The following is a 19157-nucleotide window of genomic DNA, read 5'->3' as shown; positions in this document are numbered from 1 at the left end:
CCCGGGATGCCCTCCCGATTCAGGATGCGGTGGGCGCGGACGCGAGCGGCAGACGGACCGTGAATTCCGCGCCGCCGCCCCGCGCGCTCGACGCGTCGATGTGGCCGCCGTGCGCGTGCAGGATCGCCTGCGACAGCGCCAATCCGAGTCCGATGCCCGGTACCGTGCCGGCGCGTGCCGCCGAGCCGCGGAAGAAGCGCTCGAACACGTAGGGAAGATCCTGCGTACCGATGCCGGGGCCATGGTCGCGCACGACGATCAGGGCGTTCGCAGCGTCGGCCGCGATGCGCAGCGAGACCTGATCGCCGGGCGCCGAAAACTTGACCGCGTTGTCCAGCAGGTTGCCCAGCACGAGGCTCGCCGGGCCGCGCGCGACCCATGCCGGCCCGGCCAGCGCACTGGCCAGTGCGATGTGCACGCCGCGTTCCTGTGCGGCGCGCGACTGGCGCGCGACGGCCTCGTCGGCCAGCATCGCCAGGGAAGCGTTCTCGGCCGGGCCGCGCTCCTGTCCGGCGTCGATGCGTGCCAGCGTCAGCAGTTCTTCGACGAGCAACGTCAGCCGTTCGACCTCTTCCATGCTGGAGCGCAGCGCCGCGATATACGCGGCCGGCTCGCGGGGCCGCCGCAAGGCCAGCTCGAGCTCGGTGCGCAGGCGCGACAGCGGCGAGCGCAGTTCATGCGATGCATCGGCGGTGAAACGCCGTTGTGCTTCGAAGCCATGCTCGAGGCGGTCGAGCATCTCGTTGAGCGTCCGCACCAGTCGTCCGATTTCGTCGTCGACGCCAGGATGCGGCAGGCGACGGCCCAGGCTGGCATCGCCGATGCGACGCGCCTGGTCGACCACGTCGTCGATCGCCCGGAATGCGCCGCGCGTCAGGAGGAACCCCGCCGTGCCCACGGTGAGCAACAGCGCGACGCCCATGACGACGAACAGCAGGCTGGCCGTGGCGACGACGTGGTTCACATCGTCGAGCGACCCCGCGACCTGTACCGCGCGCACCGCGCCCCGGTGTTCGACCGGCAAGGACACCATGCGCACGGGTTCGTTGCCGAAGCTGTGCAGGGTTTCGAACACGACCTCTCCGGCAGCCAGCCGGCCCGGCAGATCGGGCGACACCGGCAAGCGGGCAGCGCCGAGATTGTGGCTGCGGGCCAGCACCGTGCCGTCGGCCCCGAGAATCTGCAGCAGCCGGTCGAGCCGCTCGAAGGCGGGCGGCGCACCGACGGCCACGGCCTCGTGCACGCTGACCGTCTGGCCGGCGTCGCCTGCCCGTTCCGGCAGCGCCGCGGCTTCGGTTTCGGCCAGCGCCAGCAAGGCGGCATCGAGCTGGCCGTGCACTTCGCGCGACAAGGTCCAGTAGGCCGTCAGCGCCGTCACCGTCAGCACCACGACGATGACGGCCTGGTGCACCAGGGTGAGCCGGGTGCGAAAGCCGATCACGTCCCGCCTTCTGCGGCGCCCACCCTGAAGCCACGGCCACGCACTGTCTGGATCAGCGTGGGCAGGCCGGGGGTGTCGATCTTGCGGCGCAGGTTGCCGACGTGCACGTCGATCAGGTTGTCGATGGCGACCAGGTCGGCCTTCCAGACCTGCTCCGCCAGGCGCGAACGACTGACGACATCGCCGGGCTGGCGCATGAGCACTTCGAGGATCGCGTATTCCTTCCGCGTGAGGGCGATCACCGCGTCTGCACGCGTCACCTTTTGCGCCATCGGGTCGAGCCGCAGATCGTCCATCGCCAGCACCGGAGGACGCATGAGTTCGGAGCGACGAAGCAGTGCGCGTGCCCGCGCCAGGAACTCGTCGAAGGCGAAAGGCTTGGTGAGGTAGTCGTCGGCGCCGGTGTTCAGGCCGGCCACGCGGTCGGCCAGCGCGTCGCGGGCGGTGAGCATCAGGATCGGCGTGTGCACCTTGTGCCGGCGCAATGCGCGGCACAGCGCCAGGCCGTCCTGGCCGGGCAGCATCCAGTCGAGCACCAGCAGGTCGTAGTGCGACGAGAAGACGCGCAGTTCGCCGTCTTCGGCCGAGCCGGCGATGTCGACCAGAAAGCCCTCTTCCTCGAGGCCGCGCGCGAGCAGGCGTGCGGCCTTTGCGTCGTCCTCGACCAGAAGAATCTTCATGTCGGCGAGTCTCGCATCAACGCGCGGCGACAGCCGGACATCGCCTCGATCCTGAAGAAACTTTCAGGCTTTCTTGCGACGTTCTTCAGGCGCGGGTTTCTAAGCTTCGGGGCTCTACAGCGACAGCAAGAAACGAGGAGGAGCCATGCGCGTTCCAAAAACCGGGCTCTCCGCGCTTTGCGCTGCGGCACTGGTCGCCACAGGCGGCGTTTGGTGGTTCATGGCCGGCCGGGCGCACGCAGCCGAAGAAGCCGGCGCGGCGCCGACACCCGTGCTGCAGCACGTCGGCGCACAGCTGCTCGTGCCGGAGGCATCGCCGCTGCGCCGATCGCTGTCGATACGGGCCGCGGACGCGCTGGCGATCGAGGTCCCGCTGTCGCTGCCCGCAGCGGTGGAGGCCGACCCGGCGCGGCTGGTGAAGGTGTCGCCGCCGGCGACCGGCCGCGTCGTCAGCCTCGACAAGGGGCTGGGCGATGCGGTGCGCGCGGGCGACGTGTTGTTCCGCATCGATTCGGCCGACGTGGCGCAGGCGCGCAGCGACGCACAGAAGGCAAGGGCGGCGCTGGCCCTGGCCGCGCAGGCGCTGGAACGGCAGCGTGCGCTCGGCAGCGCCGGCATCGCGGCGAACCGGGAGGTCGAACAGGCCCGCAACGATTTCGAGCAGGCGCAGAGCGAACTGGCGCGCACCGCCGCGCGGCTCGCGCAGTTCGGTGCGGCGCAGGGCGACGACAAGGCGTCGGGCCGCTCGATCGCGGTGCGTTCGCCGGTGGCCGGCCGCGTGATCGACCTCGCTGCGGCGCAAGGCACCTACTGGAACGACATCACGGTGCCGCTGATGACGGTGGCCGACCTGTCGAAGGTGTTCGTCACCGCGAGCGCCGGCGAAGCCGACTTGAAGGCGTTGTTCACCGGCCAGTCGGCGCGCGTGACGCTGGATGCCTTTCCCGGCGAAGCGCTGACTGGGACGGTGCGCTACATCGGCGAGGTGCTCGACCCCGATACGCGGCGCGTCAAGGTGCGCATGGTGTTCGACAACCGCGACGGCCACCTGAAGCCGGGCATGTTCGCGCAGGCGCGTTTCCTGTCGAAGGCGCATCAGGGTCTGCTGTTGCCGATGGATGCGGTGGTGCAGGGCGGGCTGGGCAGCCGCGTCTTCGTCGAGATCTCGCCCTGGCGTTTCGAGCCGCGCGTGGTGCAGCTCGGCCCGAAGGTCGGTGACCTCGTCGAGGTGGTGGCCGGCGTGAAGCCGGGCGAGCGCGTGGTCGTGCGGGACGCGGTGCTGCTGAATGATTGACGCGATCGTCACGGCCTGCCTCGAGCGGCGCGGCATCGTCTGGCTGGTGTTCGCGATGGCCGCCTGCTATGGCGTGTACTGCTGGACGCAGTTGCCGCTCGAGGCCTATCCCGACATCGCCGACACCACCTCGCAGGTGGTCACGCAGGTGCCGGGGCTGGCAGCCGAGGAAGTCGAAAAGCAGATCACGATTCCGCTCGAGCGCGAGATCATGGGCACGCCGGGCATGTACGTGATGCGTTCGAAGAGCACGTTCGGCCTCTCGCTCATCACGGTGGTTTTCCGTGACGGCGCGGAAGACTACTGGTCGCGCCAGCGGCTGCAGGAGCGCATCGGCGGCGTCACGCTCCCCTACGGCGCGCAGCCGGGCCTCGACGCGCTGACCTCGCCCATCGGCGAGATCTACCGCTACACGCTGGAGTCGAAGACGCGCGACCTGCGCGAGCTGTCGGAGCTGCAGCGCTGGAAGGTGATCCCCCGCCTGAAGCAGGTGGCCGGGCTGGCCGACGTGTCGAATTTCGGCGGGCTCACGACCCAGTTCCTGGTCGAGTTCGATCCGGCGAGCCTCAGCAAGTACAACCTGACGCTGAGCCAGGTCACGCAGGCCATCAACGCCAACAACGCCAGCGCGGGCGGCAGCGTGCTCACGCGCGGCCAGCAGGGCCTGGTGGTGCGGGGCGTCGGGCTGATCGGCAGCCTCGACGACCTGGCGCAGATCGTGGTGAGCCAGAAGAACGGCGTGGCGGTGCGGGTGGGGGATCTGGGCGAGGTGAAGCTCGGCCAGAAAGAGCGCCAGGGCGTGCTCGGCAAGGACGACAACGCCGACACCATCGAAGGCATCGCGCTGCTGCTGAAGGGCGAGAACCCGTCGCAGGTGCTGGCCGGCGTGCACGAGGCGGTGCGCGACCTCAACGACGCCATCCTGCCGAAAGACGTGAAGGTGGTTCCCTACCTCGACCGCACCATGCTGGTCCAGTCGACGGTCCACACGGTGGGCAAGACGTCGCTCGAAGGCATGGTGCTGGTGACGCTGGTGCTGCTGCTGTTTCTCGGCAGTCCGCGCGCCGCGCTGATCGTGGCCGTCACGATCCCGATGTCGTTGCTGACGGCCTTCGCCTTCATGCACCAGCTCAAGATTCCGGCCAACCTGCTGTCGCTGGGCGCGATCGATTTCGGCATCGTGGTCGACGCGGCCATCGTGGTGATGGAGAACATCCTGCGGCGTCGCGAGGCCGAACCGGACACACCCCTGACGCCGCGCGACGTGCTGCAAGCGACGCTGCAGGTCACGCGTCCGATCTTCTTCGGCATGGTGGTGATCATCACGGCCTACGCGCCGCTCTTCGCGTTCCAGCGCATCGAATACAAACTCTTCGCGCCGATGGCCTTCGCGATCGGTTTCGCGCTGTTGGGAGCGCTGGCGGTCGGCCTGCTGCTGATTCCGGGGCTCGCCTATCTCGCCTACCGCAAGCCGCGCCGCGTGTTCCACAACGCGGCGCTCGAATGGCTGGGGCGCCGGTACGCCGAACTGCTGGAGCGCATCGTCGGCCGGCGTGCGCTCACGCTCGCGGCCTTCGGACTCGCACTGGTCTGCGTGGCGGGCTTCGGCGCCACCATCGGACGCGACTTCCTGCCCTATCTCGACGAAGGCTCGCTCTGGCTGCAGGTCACGTTGCCGCCGGGCATCTCGCTCGACAAGGCCACGCAAATGTCGAACCAGCTGCGGGATGCCACGCGGGAGTTCGACGAGGTTTCCTATGTGGTCACCCAGCTGGGCCGCAACGACGATGGCACCGACCCGTGGACCGCCTCGCACATCGAGGTCAGCGTCGGTCTGTATCCGCAGGCGCAGTGGAAGTCCGGTGCGACCAAGCAGCAGCTCATCGAACGCATGGCGCGGCGCTACGCGCAGTTGCCGGGCATGCAGATCGGCTTCACGCAGCCGATGATCGACGGCGTGCTGGACAAGCTCGCGGGCGCGCACAGCGACCTGGTGGTCAAGATCTACGGCAACGATTTCAGGGACACGCGACGCATCGCCGGCGAGATCGAGCGTGCGCTGGAGGCCGTGCCCGGCGCGGCGGACGTGATCATCGACCAGGAGCCTCCGCTGCCGCAACTGCGGATCGAGGTCGATCGCGCGGCGGCAGCGCGCTACGGCATCAACGTCGCCGACATCGCCGACCTGATCGGCACCGGCATCGGCGGTGCGCCCGTGGCGCAGTTGTTCCTCGACGAGCGCCGCTACGACATCGCGGTGCGCTTCACGCCGCAAAGTCGCGGCGATCCGGACGCGATCGGCCGGCTGGTGCTGAGCGCGCCGGGCGGCGCCAAGGTCGCGCTGTCGCAGGTCGCGACGATGCGTCTGGACAACGGCGAGAGCACCATCACGCGGGAAATGGGAAAGCGCCACCTGACCGTGCGACTCAACCTGCGCGGACGCGACCTGGCATCGTTCCTCGAAGAGGCGCACCGGAAGATCGAGTCCGGCGTGCGCTACGACCATGCGCACGTCCAGCTCGCCTGGGGTGGCCAGTTCGAGAACCAGCAGCGTGCGCAGGCCCGGCTGCTGTTGATCATGCCGATGGTGATCGTGCTGATGTTCGCACTGCTGTTCGCGCAGTTCCGCAACCTGTGGCAGCCCTCGCTGATCCTGCTGGCGGTGCCGCTCGGCGCGCTCGGCGGGCTGGTCGCGCTGCACCTGCGCGACATGACGCTCAACGTGTCGAGCGCGGTCGGCTTCATCGCGCTGTTCGGCGTGACGGTCATGAACGGAATCATCATGGTCTCGAACCTCAACAGGCTTCGCGTGGAACAGAAGATGCCGCTGCGCGACGCCGTGATCCAGGGCGCACGCGAGCGTTTCCGGCCGGTGCTGATGACCGCGACTGTCGCGGCGCTCGGCCTGTTGCCCGCGGCGCTCGCCCAGGGTCTGGGCAGCGACGTGCAGCGCCCGCTTGCAACGGTGGTGGTGGGCGGGCTGATCACCGCGACCGGCCTCACGCTGGTCTGGTTGCCCGCGCTGTACTACCTGGTCGCACGTTGGCTTGAAACGACGCCCCCACAGGACGCCGCTCCGCAGGCCGACCCGGCCAGCGAAGGAGCCGCATCGTGAGAAACATCGCGGTCGCCCTGGCGGCGGGATGCCTCGTGGCCGGTTGCGCCGTCGGCCCGGATTTCAGTCCCCCTGCGGCGCCCGTCGTCGCGCGGTACACGGCAGCGCCCTCGATTCCGCGCGCCCCGAGTGGCGACGCCATCGCACCGCAGCGCATCGTCGATTCGCCGGATATCCCGGCCGAATGGTGGTCGCTTTTCCGGTCGCCGGCGCTCGATGCGATGGTGCGGCAGGCGCTGGCAGCCAACGCCGATCTCGAGACGGCGCAGGCCTCACTGCGCGTGGCGCAGGAGAACGTCCGGTCGCAGCGTGGCGCGTTCTTTCCGACGGTCGGCGTGCAGTTCAACCCGACCCGGCAATCGGTGGCGCCCGCGCTGTCGAGCCCGCTCGCATCGGGCGGCAATCTCTACAGCCTGCACACCGTGCAACTCGACATCGCCTATTCACCCGATGTGTTCGGCGCCAACCGGCGTCAGCTCGAATCGCTGCAGGCGCTGTCGGAGGTCCAGCGCTTCCAGCTCGAGGCAGCCCAGCTCACGTTGACCACGAACCTCGTCGCCACCGTGATCCAGCAGGCGTCGACGCGCGCCCAGATCGACGCGACGCACGACATGGTCGAACTGGCCGGCGCCCAGCGCACGATGGTGCTGCGGCAGCAGGCGCTCGGCCAGGTGGGCTCGGCCGATGTGGCGGCGCAGGACGCGCTGCTCGCGCAGATCGAGGCGACCTTGCCACCGCTGGAAAAACAGCTCGCGCAGCAGCGCGACCTGCTGGCCGTGCTGATGGGTTCGCTGCCGGCCGATGCGCACGTTCCCGAGATCGGGCTCGATGCACTGCAACTGCCTGCAGAGCTTCCCCTGAGCCTGCCGTCGCGCCTGGTCGACCAGCGGCCCGACGTGCGTGCGGCCGAGGCGCAATGGCATGCAGCGAACGCGCTGATCGGCGTCGCGGTCGCGGCCCGCCTGCCGAGCCTCGAACTGACGGCCAACGCCGGCAGCACGGCACTGCGGCTCGCGCAACTGGCCACCAGCGGCACGGCGTTCTGGGGCGTCGGTGCAAGCCTGGTACAGCCGCTGTTCGATGCCGGCACCTTGCTGCACCGGCAACGCGCCGCCGAGGCCACGCAGGCGCAGGCCGCGGCGCAATACCGCAGCACGGTGCTCGGTGCCTTCCAGAATGTGGCGGACACCCTGGAAGCGATCGAGGCGGATGCCGCGACGCTGGCCGCGCAGACACGCGCCGAGCGGGCCGGCGAGCGCAGCCTGTCGTATGCCCGCGCGCAACGCGATGCGGGCGCGACGGGCGCGCTGGCGGTGCTCGTGGCGCAACAGGCCTGGCGGCAAGCCTCGCTCGCACGCATCCAGGCGCAGGCCGGACGGCTTTCGGACAGCGTGGCGCTGTTCCAGGCGCTCGGTGGTGGCTGGTGGCAACGCGACGGCGCTGCGCTGCGCAACCCCGTCGTCGAACGAAGGGACGCGTCGTGAAACTCCTCCTCGCCGTGCTGTCCTGTGGGCTGGCCTGCGTTGCCTGCACGGCCACCGCCTCGCGCTTCAGTGCGCAAGACGGATGGCATGTCGCTGTGATCACGCGCATCGACCTCGCGCCGCAACTGCCCGATGCGGACGTGCAGGACTGCCGACCCGCGACATCGGCGACCACCGGCACAACCGTCCGCTATGCCGAAGTGGCGTACCACGTCTTCCGGCGTGCGCGGCTGCGTGTCGCGCTGCTTCCTGCGCAGGGCGGCTACGCGGTGGGCGACGAGGTCTACGTCAACGTTCGGGACTGCGCGGTGCCGCTGGCGCACGCTGCGCCGACGCGCTGAAGAACGCCGTCGGCGTCAGCCGACGACGGCCAGCACCTGTCCTTCGTTCACGCTCTCGCCCTCGGCGACCGCGAGGCTCCTGAGCACGCCGGCGACGGGCGATTCGATCGGGATTTCCATCTTCATGGATTCCAGAATCATCACGGACTCGCCTGCGGCAACGCTGTCGCCAATGGCTTTTTCGATCTTCCAGACTTTGCCGGTGACGATGGATTCGAGGTTCGATGGCATGGGGTGTTCCGATGTTCAGAAAGTGAATCGAGAGGGTTGTCTCAGAAGCTCGTCGGCCAGCCGGCCAACGCGTGTTCGCTCATGCCTTCGCTGCGCGTGCCGCGCGCCATCTCGAGCGCGTCGACCAGCACCCTGCGCGTCTGGTCGGGGCGGATCACGTCGTCGATGTAGCCGAGCCCGGCGGCACGCCACGGGGCGCTCGTCGTGTGCAGTTCATCCCGAAGTTGCTCGCGGCGCACGGCCTGTTCGGTCTGCACCTCGGGGCTCGCACGCTCGTCGAGCGGACTGATCACGTTCACCGCCACGTCGCGCGACATGAAGCTGATGTCGGCGCCGGCCCAGGCGAAGACGAAGTCCGCACCCATGCCCGCGCCGGCCAGGTTGCCGTAGGCCATGCCGTAGGACTTGCGCACGACCACGGCCACCTTCGGCACCGTGGCCTGCGCGAGCGCCTCGACGAAGTTGATGATCTTCCCCGGCATGCCGCGCAGCTCGGCCGACTTGCCGACGAAGAAGCCGGGCGTGTCGTGCAGGAACACGAGCGGGATGTTGAAGGAGTCGCACAGCACGATGAAGCTGGTGCACTTGGCGCAGCCGTCGGGCCCCATCGCGCCGGCCGAGAACATCGGGTTGGTCGCGACGATGCCCACCGGGTGCCCGTCGATGCGCGCCAGCGCCGTGATCACGCTGCGGTCGAACAGCGGCTTGAGCTCGAACAAGTGCTGATGGTCGACCAGCGCGCGCACCACGGCGTGCATGTCGTAGGCGCGGCGCGATTGCTCGGACACCAGCGTCATGAGGCTGGCCTGCCGCGCGGCCACGGTGTCGGCCGCTTCGGGTTCGGCGCGCGGCGGCAACTGCTGCGCGTGCGAAGGCAGGAAGCCGAGGAACTCGCGGATCATCGCGAGGCATTCGTCTTCGGTCTCGCCCGCCATGTCGACGAGGCCGGTCACGGTGGCGTGCAGCTTCCAGCCGCCGAGTTCCTCGTTGTCGACCTTCTCGCCGGTCGCGATCTCAAGCACGCGCGGGCCGGAGACGGCCATGCACGAGCCCTTCAGCTGCACCACGAAGTCCGCGAAGGCGGCATGCCAGCTCGGGCTGCCGAAGCATTCGCCGAGGATGGCCGCGGCCATCGGCACCTGCCGGCGGCGCTTCGACATCGTGGTGCCGACGGTCATCGACGAGAGCCCGTCGGACCCCTGGATGTCCGGCAGCCGCGCGCCGCCCGCTTCGCCCAGGTTGACGATCGGGTAGCCCTTGTCGATCGCGAGCTGCACCGCGTTCTTGGACTTCTGCGAGCCGATGCGGCCGCCCGCGCCGGCCAGCACCGTCACGTCGTCGGCCTTCACCAGCACGGGGCGCCGGTCGATGCGCCCGACGCCGACGATCTTGCCGTCGGCCGGCGTGCGCGCTTCCATGCCGGGCACGTCGGAATGCGCGAGCAGGCCGAGCTCGAAATAGCTGTCGGGATCGACCAGCTTCGCGATGCGTTCGCGGGCGTTCAGCGCGCCGCGTTCGCGCGTGCGCTGCAGCTTGGCGGGGCCGCCCATGCCGAGCGCGTGCGCGCGGCGGCGGGCCAGGTCTTCGTTGCGGTCGAGGGTGTCCACGCGGTGTTCCGGTTCAGGCGCGCTGCGGCGTGAGCAACGCCTGCAGCTCGTGCTTCTTGACTTTGCCGGTGGCCGTCATCGGCAGTTCGGCCACGAAGCGGATCTGCGGCAGCTTGTAGCTGGCCATGTTGTCGCGGCACCAGGCGGCGAGCGCGGCTTCGGTGAGCGGGCTGCCTTCGCGGATGCGCACGAAGGCGATCGGGATTTCGCCCTTGTCCGCATCGGCCTGGCCGATCACGCCGGAGCCCAGCACGTCGGGATGCTGGCCGAGCAGCGCTTCGACTTCGGCCGGGAACACGCTCATGCCCTTGACCTTGAGCATCTCCTTCGCGCGCCCGAGGAAGTGCAGGCAGCCGCGGTCGTCGAACACGCCGATGTCGCCGGTGTGGAACCAGCCGCCTTTGAGCGATTCGGCCGTGGCCTCGGGCTTGTTCCAGTACGCCTTGAGCAGCGAGGGGCTGTGCGCGACGATCTCGCCTTCCTGGCCCACGGCCAGCGTCTCGCCCGTCTGGAAGCTGCAGATCTTGATGACGGTGCCCGGCACCGGCAGCCCGACGAACACGGGCTGGCCGCGCAGGTCGAGGTTGTCGTGCTGCTGGCCGGTGGTGAAGGTGTCGCAGGTGTGCGTTTCGGTCATGCCCCACGCGGCCTCGACCATCACCGTGCCGGTGAGCGCCAGCCAGCGCGCGCGGAAGCTCGGGTTGAGCTTCTTCACGAACGACGACACGCGCATGGCTTGCAGCGAATTCAGGTCGTAGTCGCCGAGCTGCGGGTGGTCCATGATTTCGACCGCGTTGTCGACCACCATCGCGGTGCGCGTGATCTGGTAGTGCGCGATGGCGGCCATCGCGCCGACCGGGTCCCAGCGTGCCAGCAGCACGACGGTGCTGCCGGTGAAGATGGGGAAGATCATTCCGGCGTTCTCGCCCGCGATCCAGAACAGCGACATGTAGTTGAGCGTGATCTCGTCGGGCCCGATGTCGTTGGCCACGCTGCAGGTGGTGGCGGCCGTGTAGATCATGTCGCGCTGCGTGTGGACGCAGCCCTTGGGCATGCCGGTGGTGCCGCCCGTGTAGTTGAGCGCGGCCGGCGCATCGAGGTCGGGCGTGAAGACCGGCGGCGTGGCCGATGCGGCCTGCACCGCCGGCATCAGGTCGTGCATGCCCGCGGGCACCGTGCGCGGCACGAGGATGCTCGGAGGCACCGGCAGCGTGGGTTGCGCGGGCAGCGCATCGTGAAAGCTGGTGAAGAAGGTCGTCTTCACGCCGGTCTTCGGCAGCACCTTGTGCGCCATCTCCGCGAGCTGGTCGAGCACCACCAGCACGGTGGCGCCGCTGTCGTTCAGTTCGTAGAGCATTTCCTGCTCCTTGAACAACGGGTTGACCGGCACGTGCACCGCGCCGAGCTTCAGGATCGCGAAGAACACGATGTGGAACTGCGGGCAGTTGCCGAGCATCACCGCCACGCGTTCGCCGTTGCCCACGCCGTGGCTCGCGAGCAATGCGGCGCAGCGGTCGCTCTGCGCATCGAGCTCGGCATAGGTGGTCGTCGCGCCGTAGAAGATCACGGCCGCCTTGTCGGGCTGCTGCGCGGCCCAGCGGCGCAGGTAGTCGCTGAGCGGAATTTCGCCGAACGGATAGACGGCCTCGCGCGGCACGCCGGCCGGCCAGTGGCGCTGCTGCAGGTCGGCGAGCTCGCGAACCCGCGGATCGTCGAGGAAAGAGTCGGTGCGTGTGTTCATGGCAGTCCCAGCTCCTGCAGCAGTTGCCGCTTGAGCTTGTATTTCTCGATCTTGTTGGTGGCGGTGACGGGCAGGGCGTCGACGAAGCGGATGTACAGCGGCTGCATGAAGCGCGGCATCGCGGCGGCGGTGTGCGTGCGCAACGCCGCTTCGTCGAGCGTGGCGCCGGCCATCACCTCGATGAAGACGGCGATGTCGTCTTCGTCGCCGACCTGCGCGGGCATCGGCACGGCGGCCACCGCGCGCACGCCCGGGTGCAGCGCAACGAGCGCTTCCACCTCGAACGACGACACGTTCTCGCCGCGCACGCGAAAGAAGCCGCCCATGCGGTCGACGAAGGCGTAGGTGTCGGGCGCTTCCGCCAGTTGCTTGCAGGCATCGCCGGTGTGGAACCAGCAGTTGCGATGCACCTTCACCGTGACCTCGGGTTTCCTGAAATATTCCAGCAGCAACAGGCCCGGAAAGCGCGGGCGGAACGCCAGCTGGCCGATGGTGCCGGGCGGCACGCGGTTGTCGTCCTCGTCGAGGATCGCGACTTCGAGCACCGGGTTGGCGCGGCCCATGAAGCCCTTCGGCAAGGTCTGGTTGCCGTCGACCACGAGGCGCCCCGAGGCTTCGCAGCTTGCGCGGTACTCGGCCTTCGACGGGCCCTTCCAGAGCTCGGCCGGCGTGCCCATCTCATCGCCCAGTTCGTCGATGGTGCAGGCGAAGCCCGAGCCCGATTCGGTCTGGCCGAAGCCGCAGGTCACGAAGTCCAGGCCGAAGCGCCGCGCCACCGCGTTGTGGCTGGCCGGCAGCGGCTGCATGTGCACCTTGTTGAGCGTGTTGGCACGGTCGCTGGCGCGCGGCTCGGCCTTCATGAGCCACGGGATCATCACGTCGAGCAGGATGCAGCTGCTCGCGCCGCACTCTTCGATGCGGTCCCAGAAGCGCGTCGGGCTGAAGCGGTCCCACAAGCCGACCGTGTTGCCCTGCCACACCGCCCGCGTGACGATCGCGAACGCGCCGCCCACGTGGTAGAGCGGCAGGTCGCAATAGAGCACGTCGTCGGCCGTGGTCGCGGCCCGCGACGGGTACGAGTAGTGGTTCATCCACCGGAACGGTTGCAGCACGCCCTTCGACGGGCCGGTGGTGCCCGAGGTGTAGACGATGTTCGCCACGTCGAACGGGCCGCGCGGCACGTTCGGTACCGGGCCGCGGTGCGTGCGCAGCGCGGCGAAATCCTCGACGCGGAACTGTGCACCGAAGGGCGCGGGTTCGTCGGCGCTGAAGTCGTGGTCGCCCGCGGTCGGCGTGTGGACGATGAGTCGTTCGAGCTTCAGGTCGTCGGCCACTTCGGACAGCACCGCGGAAAACGAGGTGTCGGTGATCAGCGCGAAGGGCGCGGTGTCGTTCAGCTGGTAGGACAGCAGCGGCCCGCGAAAGTTGAAGTTCACCGGCGCGAACACGCCGCCGGCGCGCCAGATCGCGTACATCGCGAGCGTGCTGACCAGCGAGTTGCGCGTGAGCACGCTCACCGGCTGGCCCGCCGGCAGGCCGAGTGCCATGAGCCCGGCGGCGATGCGATCGCTCTCGGCCTTGACCTCGGCGAAGGTCATGCGGATGTGGTCTTCGCCGTAGTGCAGGTAGACCTTGTCGGGCACGCGCGCGGCGCACTCGTCGAGCTTGTCGAGCACCATGTCGCCCTGGGCGACCATGTCGTCGAATGCTTCTTGCGGTGTCATGCGTTGTCCTTCGGAAAGAGCGCCGTCAGAGTTGCTTTCGGGTCGGATCGAGCGCGACGCGCAGCGACTCGCCCAGCGTGTTGAACGCCAGCGCCGTGAAGAGAATCGCGAGGCCCGGCGCATACATCTGCTCCGGCGCGAGTTCCATGTTCTGGTAGGCGCGCGCCAGCATGGCGCCCCAGCTCGCGTCGGGCGGCTGGATGCCGAGCCCGAGAAAGCTCAGGCTCGCCTCGGCCAGCAGCGCGCCCGCCAGCAGCAGCGTGATCTGCACGATCACCGGCTGGATCGTGTTGGGCAGCACGTGACGCCACAGGATGCTGTGCATCGGCGCGCCGAAGCAGCGCGCGGCATCGACGTAGAGCTCCTGCTTCACCACCAGCGTGCGGGCCCGCACGATGCGCGCGAGCTGAGGCGCGAAGACGATGCCCACCGAAATCATCGCGTTGGTGAGCCCGATGCCGAGTGCCCCCGTGACCGCGATCGCCAGCACGATGGCCGGGAACGACAGCAGCGTGTCGATGAGGCGACCTACCAGCTCGTCGAACCAGCCACCCAGGTAGCCGGCGAGCAGGCCGATCGGCACGCCCAGCACGATCGCCACGCTCACGGCCAGCAGGCTCGCATACAGCGTCATCGGCGCGCCGTGGATCATGCGGCTCAGGATGTCGCGGCCCAGGTCGTCGGTGCCCAGCCAGTGCGCACTGGAAATGGGTTGCAGCGTATCGCTGAGGTTCTGCGCGCTTGGCACATACGGCGCGATCCACGTCGCCGACACCGACAGCAGCAGCAGGAGCAACAGGAAGGCCAGGCTGAGCGCGGCGCGGATGTCGCTCTTCAGCCAGCGCAGGAAGCGGGTGGTCCGGGAGGTTTCCATCTACTTCACCCTTGGATCGATGACGCCGTACATCAGGTCGGCGATGAGGTTGATCGTGATGACGATCAGCACCATCACGAACACCACGCCCTGCACCACCGGAAAGTCGCGCGACAACGCGCCCTGCACGATGAGGCCGCCCATGCCCGGAATCGCGAACACGGCCTCGATCACCACGGTGGCCGCCAGCATGCGATTGGCCAGCAGCGTGACGACGGTGAGCAGGTTGACGCCCACGTTCTTCAGCCCGTGCTTCCAGAGGATGCTCATTGGCGACAGGCCCTTGGCGTGCAGCGTGCGCACCTGTTGCGAAGAAAGAATGTCGACCAGCGAACTGCGCAGTTGGCGCGAGACTTCGGCGATGCCGCCGGCGGCGATCGCCAGTGCCGGCAGCAGCGCGTGTTTCAGCGCATCGACCGGTGCCTGGCTCAGCGAAGCCGATCCGGTGGCGGGCAGCCAGTTGAGTTCCAGCGCGAAGAGGGCGATGAGCACCATTGCGAGCCAGAAGTTGGGCACCGCGACGCCGAGCGACGCGATGGTCATCACGAAGCCGTCGATCCAGCTGTTGCGCTTGGCCGCAGCCAGCATGCCGAGCGGGATGCCCACCACCAGCGCGATCAGCAACGCCATGCAGACGATGAGCGCGGTGTTGGGAAGGCAGCGCGCGATCGACGTCGCGACCGATTCGCCCGACATCAGCGACTTCGACAGGTCGAACTGCGCCGCGTGCCAGAGCCAGTTGCCGTATTGCACGAGAAAGGGTTTGTCCAGGCCGTAGAGGGTCCGGATCTCGGCCAGGCGCGCATCGCTCGCGTTGTCGCCCGCCAGCGCGACGGCGATGTCGCCGGGCACCAGCTTGAGCAGGCCGAACACCACGAAGGTGGCGAACAGCAGCACCGGCAGCGCCTGCAGGAGCCGGCGCGCGAGCAGGTTGCGGCGAACGCGGCGCCACAGCTGCCGCAGCGGCTGCCCGGGTGCCGCGGCGGTCGTGCCGGTGCTCGCGCTCGTGCCCATCAGCTCGCGAGCGACACGTTGTTGAACTTCGGCTTGCCGAGCAGGTTGGGCACGTAGCCCTGCACGTTGCCGGCGATCGCGTCGAGCTCGTACTGAAAGGCCAACGGCGCCACCAGCGCGTTCTCCATCACAAGGCGCTGGATCTTCGCGAACACGCCCTTGCGGAACTCGAGGTCTTCTTTCGAACGGCTTTCCTGCAGCAGCGCCGACAGCTCGGGCGAAAACTCGCTGCGCCCGGCGTTGTAGTAGGCGCCCTTGGCATACATGAGTGAGTAGCTCATGCTTGGATCGGGTCGGCCGGTCCAGGCCGACAGCAGCACGTCGAACTTCTTCTCGGTGCCGAAGAACTGGCCGCTGATCTCGGGGATCGTGCCGTTCGTGAACTTCAGGCGCACGCCGATCTTGCCGAGTTGCTCCATCACGATTTCGCCGCGGCGCACCGAATCCTGGTCGGTGTAGCCACCGATCGTCAGGTCGATGCCACCGGAAAGCCCGGCCTCCGCCATCAGCTTTTTGGCCTTTGCAAGGTCGTGCGGGTACAGCGCGGCGACGCTCTTGTCGTATGCCCAATGCGTGCTGGGTAGATTCATGCGCGCGGGCTCGCCGGCGCCCTCGAGCGTGGCCTTGACGAACGTGTCGCGATTCAACGCGAAGTTGATGGCCTGGCGCAGCTTCGGGTTGTCGAGCGGCGCACGCGAGAAATTGAAATAGAGCTGGATGCAGTAAAGCGTCGGTCCCGTCACCAGCTTGAGCGACTTCTCGCGCGCGATGATCGGCTTGTACCGCGCGGCCAGCTGGTAGGCCAGGTCGTTCTGTTTGGACACCACCGAACGCAGGCCGGTGGCCAGCTCCGGAATGATCGAGAACTCGATGCCGTCGAGGTACGGCATGCCAGGGCGCCAGTATTCGGTGTGCCGCGTGACGACCACCTTCGTGTTGTCGGCCCAGCTCACGAACTTCCACGGGCCGGCGCCGACCGGCTTGCGGTTGAACTCGTTGCCCGCGGCCTTCTGCGCGGTCGGCGAGACCATCATTCCCGAGCGGTCCGACAGGATGGCCGGCAGCGCGGCATCGGGCTGGCTCAGCGTGAGCTTGACCTGCGTCGGGTTGACGACGGCGGTGGCGGTGATGCTGGCCAGGTCGGCCTTCAGGTTCGAGGTGGCGTCGCCGCGGTTGCGGTCGAGGTTCCATTTCACGGCTTCGGCGTCGCACGGCGTGCCGTCGTGGAACTTGATGCCCGGCTTGAGGTTCAGCACCATCGTGTTGCCGTCGGGAAAGCTCCACTCGGCCATGCCGGGCTTCGGCTTGAGCGTGGCGTAGTCCCACTCCACCAGCGTGTCGTACAGGGTCCACAGGATCGGGTGGTCGGAGCCCGCACCGCCCGTCGCCGGGTCGAGGCTCGACGGATTTGCCGGGTTGGCGATTTTCAGGATGCCGCCTTTCTTCGGCGCGGGCTGCGCGAAGGCCGGCAGGCCGAGCGTGGCGCCGAACGCCAGGCCGATGAGGCCCAGCGCATCGCGGCGCCGGAACGCGCTGGGGGGAATCGTCGAAACCGTGTCGTCTTGTGCGTGGCTCATGGGGGTCTCCTGGTGTGTGAACGGTGAAATGTCAGACGGTCGCGGTGGCCGACGGCGGCCCGGCTTCCGTCGCGTAGTGGCAGGCCACCCAATGCTGCGGCCGCAGCTCGCGCAGCGCCGGCACTTCGCTCGCGCAGCGCGGGGCGGCGTATGGGCAACGCGTGCGGAACCGGCAGCCCGACGGCGGATCGACCGGGCTCGGGATCTCGCCTTCGAGCGTGATGCGGCGCTGCGTGCGCAGGTGCGACGGCAGCGGGATCGGCTCGGCCGACAGCAGCGCTTCGGTGTACGGGTGCAGCGGCTTCTCGGTCACGCCTTCGTTCGGCCCCAGCTCCATGAAGCGGCCGAGGTAGGTCACCGCGATGCGGTCGCTGATGTGCGAAACCACCGAGAGGTCGTGCGTGATGAACACGTAGGTCAGACCGAACTCGCGCTGCAGGTCGGCGAAGAGATTCAGGATGTCGCCGCGGATCGACACGTCGAGCGCCGCGACCACCTCGTCGCACACGATCAGCTTGGGCCGCAAGGTGAGCACGCGCGCGATGTTGGCGCGCTGCTTCTGGCCGCCTGAGAGCTGGTGCGGATAGCGCTGCGACATCTCTTCGGAAATGCCCACGCGGGCCAGCGCTTCGAGCGCGGCGCGCCGGTTGGCGGCATGGTCTTTGCTGCCGGAAGCCTGCAGCGGTTCCATCGCCGAATCGATGATGCGCAGCCGCGGATTCAGCGCCGAGTGCGGGTCCTGGAACACGATCTGGTAATCGCGCCGGTGCGCCTGCAGTTCGCTGCGCGACAGCTGCTTCGGGTCGACGCCGCCGCGCAGCACCGTCCCTTCAGTGGGCGGCACCAGCGACACCAGCGCACGGCCGAGCGTGGTCTTGCCGGAGCCCGACTCGCCGATGATCCCGAAGGTCTCGCCTGGATGCACGTCGAAGCTCACCCCATCGACGGCCTTCACGGTCTGCGAGCGATCGTGCGTGGGGAACAGCACCCGCAGGTCGCGCACCTCGATGACGGCTTGCGTGCTCATCGCGCGACCGCTCCGCCGAGTTCGAGTTCTTCGGCGCGAATGCAGCGCGCCCAGCGCGGCTGCGCTTCGGCGCCGCTGATTTTCAGCAGGCTTTGTTCGGCCTCGCAGGCGGGCATCGCATGTTCGCAGCGCGCCCGGTAACGGCAACCGGCCGGCATGGCGGAAGGCGACGGCACGCGACCGGGGATCGAACTGAGTCGTGCGTGCCGCTCGGTCAGGCGCGGCAGCGAACGCAAGAGGCCGGAGGTGTACGGGTGGCGCGGGCGGGTCAGCGCGTCGTCGACTGCAGCATCTTCAACCACTTCGCCGGCGTACATCGTCAGCATGCGCGTGCAGGTTTCGGCCACCACGCCGAGGTCGTGCGTGATGAAGAGCATGGCGGTGCCGGTGCGCTCGCTCAGGTCGCGCAGCAGGTCCATGATTTGCGCCTGTACGGTCACGTCGAGCGCAGTGGTGGGCTCGTCGGCGATGAGCAGCTTGGGCTCGCAGATGATGGCCATCGCGATCATCACGCGCTGGCGCATGCCGCCCGACAACTGGTGCGGGTATTCGTCGTAGCGGCGCGCCGGCAGCGGGATGCCGACTTGCGCCAGCGCCTTGATCGCGCGCTCCTTCGCCTCGGCCACGTTGCCGGGGTTGTGCGCGAGCCAGGCTTCGGCGATCTGCGTGCCGACGGTGAACACCGGGTCGAGCGCGCTCATCGGCTCCTGGAAGATCATCGCGATGTCGCGGCCGCGCACGGCGCGCATCTGGCGCTCGGGCAGGCTCGCGAGGTCCTTGCCTTCGAAGTCGATGCGGCCGTGGATGCGCGCCACGTCGGGCGGCAGCAACCGCATGATCGACAGGCCGGTCACCGTCTTGCCACAGCCGCTTTCGCCGACCAGGCCGACGCGCTCGCCGCGGCCGATCTCGAACGCCACCTTGCGCGTCACCGGCAGCTCGCCGAGCGAGGTGCGAAACGCGATCGTCACGTCGCGCAGGGCCAGCAGGGGTTCGTTCATCGCCAT

General features: G+C 68.5%; 15 protein-coding genes. 4 read left to right on the top strand and 11 right to left on the bottom strand.

Going from position 1 to position 19157, the window contains the following annotated elements:
- Positions 1 to 19 precede the first annotated feature (19 nt).
- Positions 20 to 1441, bottom strand: coding sequence for a sensor histidine kinase (locus AX767_RS07135; protein WP_068629933.1), 1422 nt, complete (start codon positions 1439 to 1441; stop codon positions 20 to 22).
- Positions 1438 to 2121, bottom strand: a complete 684-nt coding sequence (locus AX767_RS07130; protein WP_068629931.1) for a response regulator transcription factor — start codon at positions 2119 to 2121, stop codon at positions 1438 to 1440. Before AX767_RS07130 ends, AX767_RS07135 begins: the two co-directional genes overlap by 4 nt.
- A 145-nt stretch (positions 2122 to 2266) precedes the next feature.
- Between AX767_RS07130 and AX767_RS07125 the strand changes: the two genes are divergently transcribed.
- Genes AX767_RS07125 through AX767_RS07110 form a run of 4 tightly spaced genes read left to right on the top strand, consistent with a single transcriptional unit; the run spans position 2267 to position 8355 of the window.
- Positions 2267 to 3415 carry an efflux RND transporter periplasmic adaptor subunit gene (locus tag AX767_RS07125; RefSeq protein WP_068629929.1) on the top strand — a complete coding sequence of 383 codons (1149 nt, stop codon included), beginning with the start codon at positions 2267 to 2269 and terminating at the stop codon, positions 3413 to 3415.
- Positions 3408 to 6530, top strand: coding sequence for an efflux RND transporter permease subunit (locus tag AX767_RS07120; RefSeq protein ID WP_068629928.1), 3123 nt, complete (start codon positions 3408 to 3410; stop codon positions 6528 to 6530). The genes AX767_RS07125 and AX767_RS07120 overlap by 8 nt, the downstream gene beginning before the upstream one ends.
- A complete protein-coding gene (locus tag AX767_RS07115; RefSeq protein ID WP_237288590.1) occupies positions 6527 to 8014 on the top strand; it encodes an efflux transporter outer membrane subunit in 1488 nt (495 codons plus the stop codon). Before AX767_RS07120 ends, AX767_RS07115 begins: the two co-directional genes overlap by 4 nt.
- Complete coding sequence (locus tag AX767_RS07110; RefSeq protein ID WP_068629926.1) at positions 8011 to 8355, top strand: hypothetical protein; 345 nt, start codon at positions 8011 to 8013, stop codon at positions 8353 to 8355. The genes AX767_RS07115 and AX767_RS07110 overlap by 4 nt, the downstream gene beginning before the upstream one ends.
- Before the next feature lie 15 nt (positions 8356 to 8370).
- Here AX767_RS07110 and AX767_RS07105 read toward each other — a convergent pair whose 3' ends face one another.
- From AX767_RS07105 to AX767_RS07065, 9 genes are read right to left on the bottom strand one after another with little or no spacing between them, the layout of a single operon-like run.
- Positions 8371 to 8586: an acetyl-CoA carboxylase biotin carboxyl carrier protein subunit gene (locus AX767_RS07105; RefSeq protein WP_068629924.1), complete on the bottom strand. Its 216-nt coding sequence runs from the start codon at positions 8584 to 8586 to the stop codon at positions 8371 to 8373.
- A gap of 41 nt (positions 8587 to 8627) precedes the next feature.
- Complete coding sequence (locus AX767_RS07100) at positions 8628 to 10193, bottom strand: acyl-CoA carboxylase subunit beta (protein WP_210392570.1); 1566 nt, start codon at positions 10191 to 10193, stop codon at positions 8628 to 8630.
- A 13-nt stretch (positions 10194 to 10206) separates the two neighbouring features.
- The gene (locus tag AX767_RS07095) at positions 10207 to 11934 is read right to left on the bottom strand and encodes an AMP-binding protein (protein WP_068629921.1); all 1728 of its coding nucleotides are present in this window, start codon (positions 11932 to 11934) and stop codon (positions 10207 to 10209) included.
- Complete coding sequence (locus AX767_RS07090; protein WP_068629919.1) at positions 11931 to 13658, bottom strand: AMP-binding protein; 1728 nt, start codon at positions 13656 to 13658, stop codon at positions 11931 to 11933. The genes AX767_RS07095 and AX767_RS07090 overlap by 4 nt, the downstream gene beginning before the upstream one ends.
- Positions 13659 to 13683: 25 nt before the next feature.
- Positions 13684 to 14532, bottom strand: coding sequence for an ABC transporter permease (locus tag AX767_RS07085; RefSeq protein ID WP_068629917.1), 849 nt, complete (start codon positions 14530 to 14532; stop codon positions 13684 to 13686).
- Complete coding sequence (locus tag AX767_RS07080; RefSeq protein WP_082754897.1) at positions 14533 to 15546, bottom strand: ABC transporter permease; 1014 nt, start codon at positions 15544 to 15546, stop codon at positions 14533 to 14535. It lies immediately after the preceding gene.
- The gene (locus AX767_RS07075; protein WP_068629915.1) at positions 15546 to 17123 is read right to left on the bottom strand and encodes an ABC transporter substrate-binding protein; all 1578 of its coding nucleotides are present in this window, start codon (positions 17121 to 17123) and stop codon (positions 15546 to 15548) included. Before AX767_RS07075 ends, AX767_RS07080 begins: the two co-directional genes overlap by 1 nt.
- 31 nt (positions 17124 to 17154) lie before the next feature.
- Positions 17155 to 18150 carry an ABC transporter ATP-binding protein gene (locus AX767_RS07070; protein ID WP_068629912.1) on the bottom strand — a complete coding sequence of 332 codons (996 nt, stop codon included), beginning with the start codon at positions 18148 to 18150 and terminating at the stop codon, positions 17155 to 17157.
- On the bottom strand, positions 18147 to 19151 hold the full coding sequence (locus tag AX767_RS07065; RefSeq protein WP_237288588.1) for an ABC transporter ATP-binding protein: 1005 nt from the start codon (positions 19149 to 19151) through the stop codon (positions 18147 to 18149). The genes AX767_RS07070 and AX767_RS07065 overlap by 4 nt, the downstream gene beginning before the upstream one ends.
- Positions 19152 to 19157 lie beyond the last annotated feature (6 nt).

This window comes from Variovorax sp. PAMC 28711, from assembly GCF_001577265.1.
Lineage (GTDB): Bacteria > Pseudomonadota > Gammaproteobacteria > Burkholderiales > Burkholderiaceae_C > Variovorax.
The sequence above is the reverse complement of the archived record's forward strand: the minus strand, read 5'-3'. Positions and strand labels throughout refer to the sequence as shown.

Excerpts from the sequence above, each read along its gene's own strand:
- AX767_RS07125 (WP_068629929.1), top strand. The coding sequence starts at position 2,267 with ATGCGCGTTCCAAAAACCGGGCTCTCCGCGCTTTGCGCTGCGGCACTG.
- AX767_RS07080 (WP_082754897.1), bottom strand. The coding sequence starts at position 15,546 with ATGGGCACGAGCGCGAGCACCGGCACGACCGCCGCGGCACCCGGGCAG.
- AX767_RS07105 (WP_068629924.1), bottom strand. The coding sequence starts at position 8,586 with ATGCCATCGAACCTCGAATCCATCGTCACCGGCAAAGTCTGGAAGATC.
- AX767_RS07090 (WP_068629919.1), bottom strand. The coding sequence starts at position 13,658 with ATGACACCGCAAGAAGCATTCGACGACATGGTCGCCCAGGGCGACATG.
- AX767_RS07065 (WP_237288588.1), bottom strand. The coding sequence starts at position 19,151 with ATGAACGAACCCCTGCTGGCCCTGCGCGACGTGACGATCGCGTTTCGC.
- AX767_RS07085 (WP_068629917.1), bottom strand. The coding sequence starts at position 14,532 with ATGGAAACCTCCCGGACCACCCGCTTCCTGCGCTGGCTGAAGAGCGAC.
- AX767_RS07095 (WP_068629921.1), bottom strand. The coding sequence starts at position 11,934 with ATGAACACACGCACCGACTCTTTCCTCGACGATCCGCGGGTTCGCGAG.
- AX767_RS07130 (WP_068629931.1), bottom strand. The coding sequence starts at position 2,121 with ATGAAGATTCTTCTGGTCGAGGACGACGCAAAGGCCGCACGCCTGCTC.
- AX767_RS07120 (WP_068629928.1), top strand. The coding sequence starts at position 3,408 with ATGATTGACGCGATCGTCACGGCCTGCCTCGAGCGGCGCGGCATCGTC.
- AX767_RS07075 (WP_068629915.1), bottom strand. The coding sequence starts at position 17,123 with ATGAGCCACGCACAAGACGACACGGTTTCGACGATTCCCCCCAGCGCG.
- AX767_RS07070 (WP_068629912.1), bottom strand. The coding sequence starts at position 18,150 with ATGAGCACGCAAGCCGTCATCGAGGTGCGCGACCTGCGGGTGCTGTTC.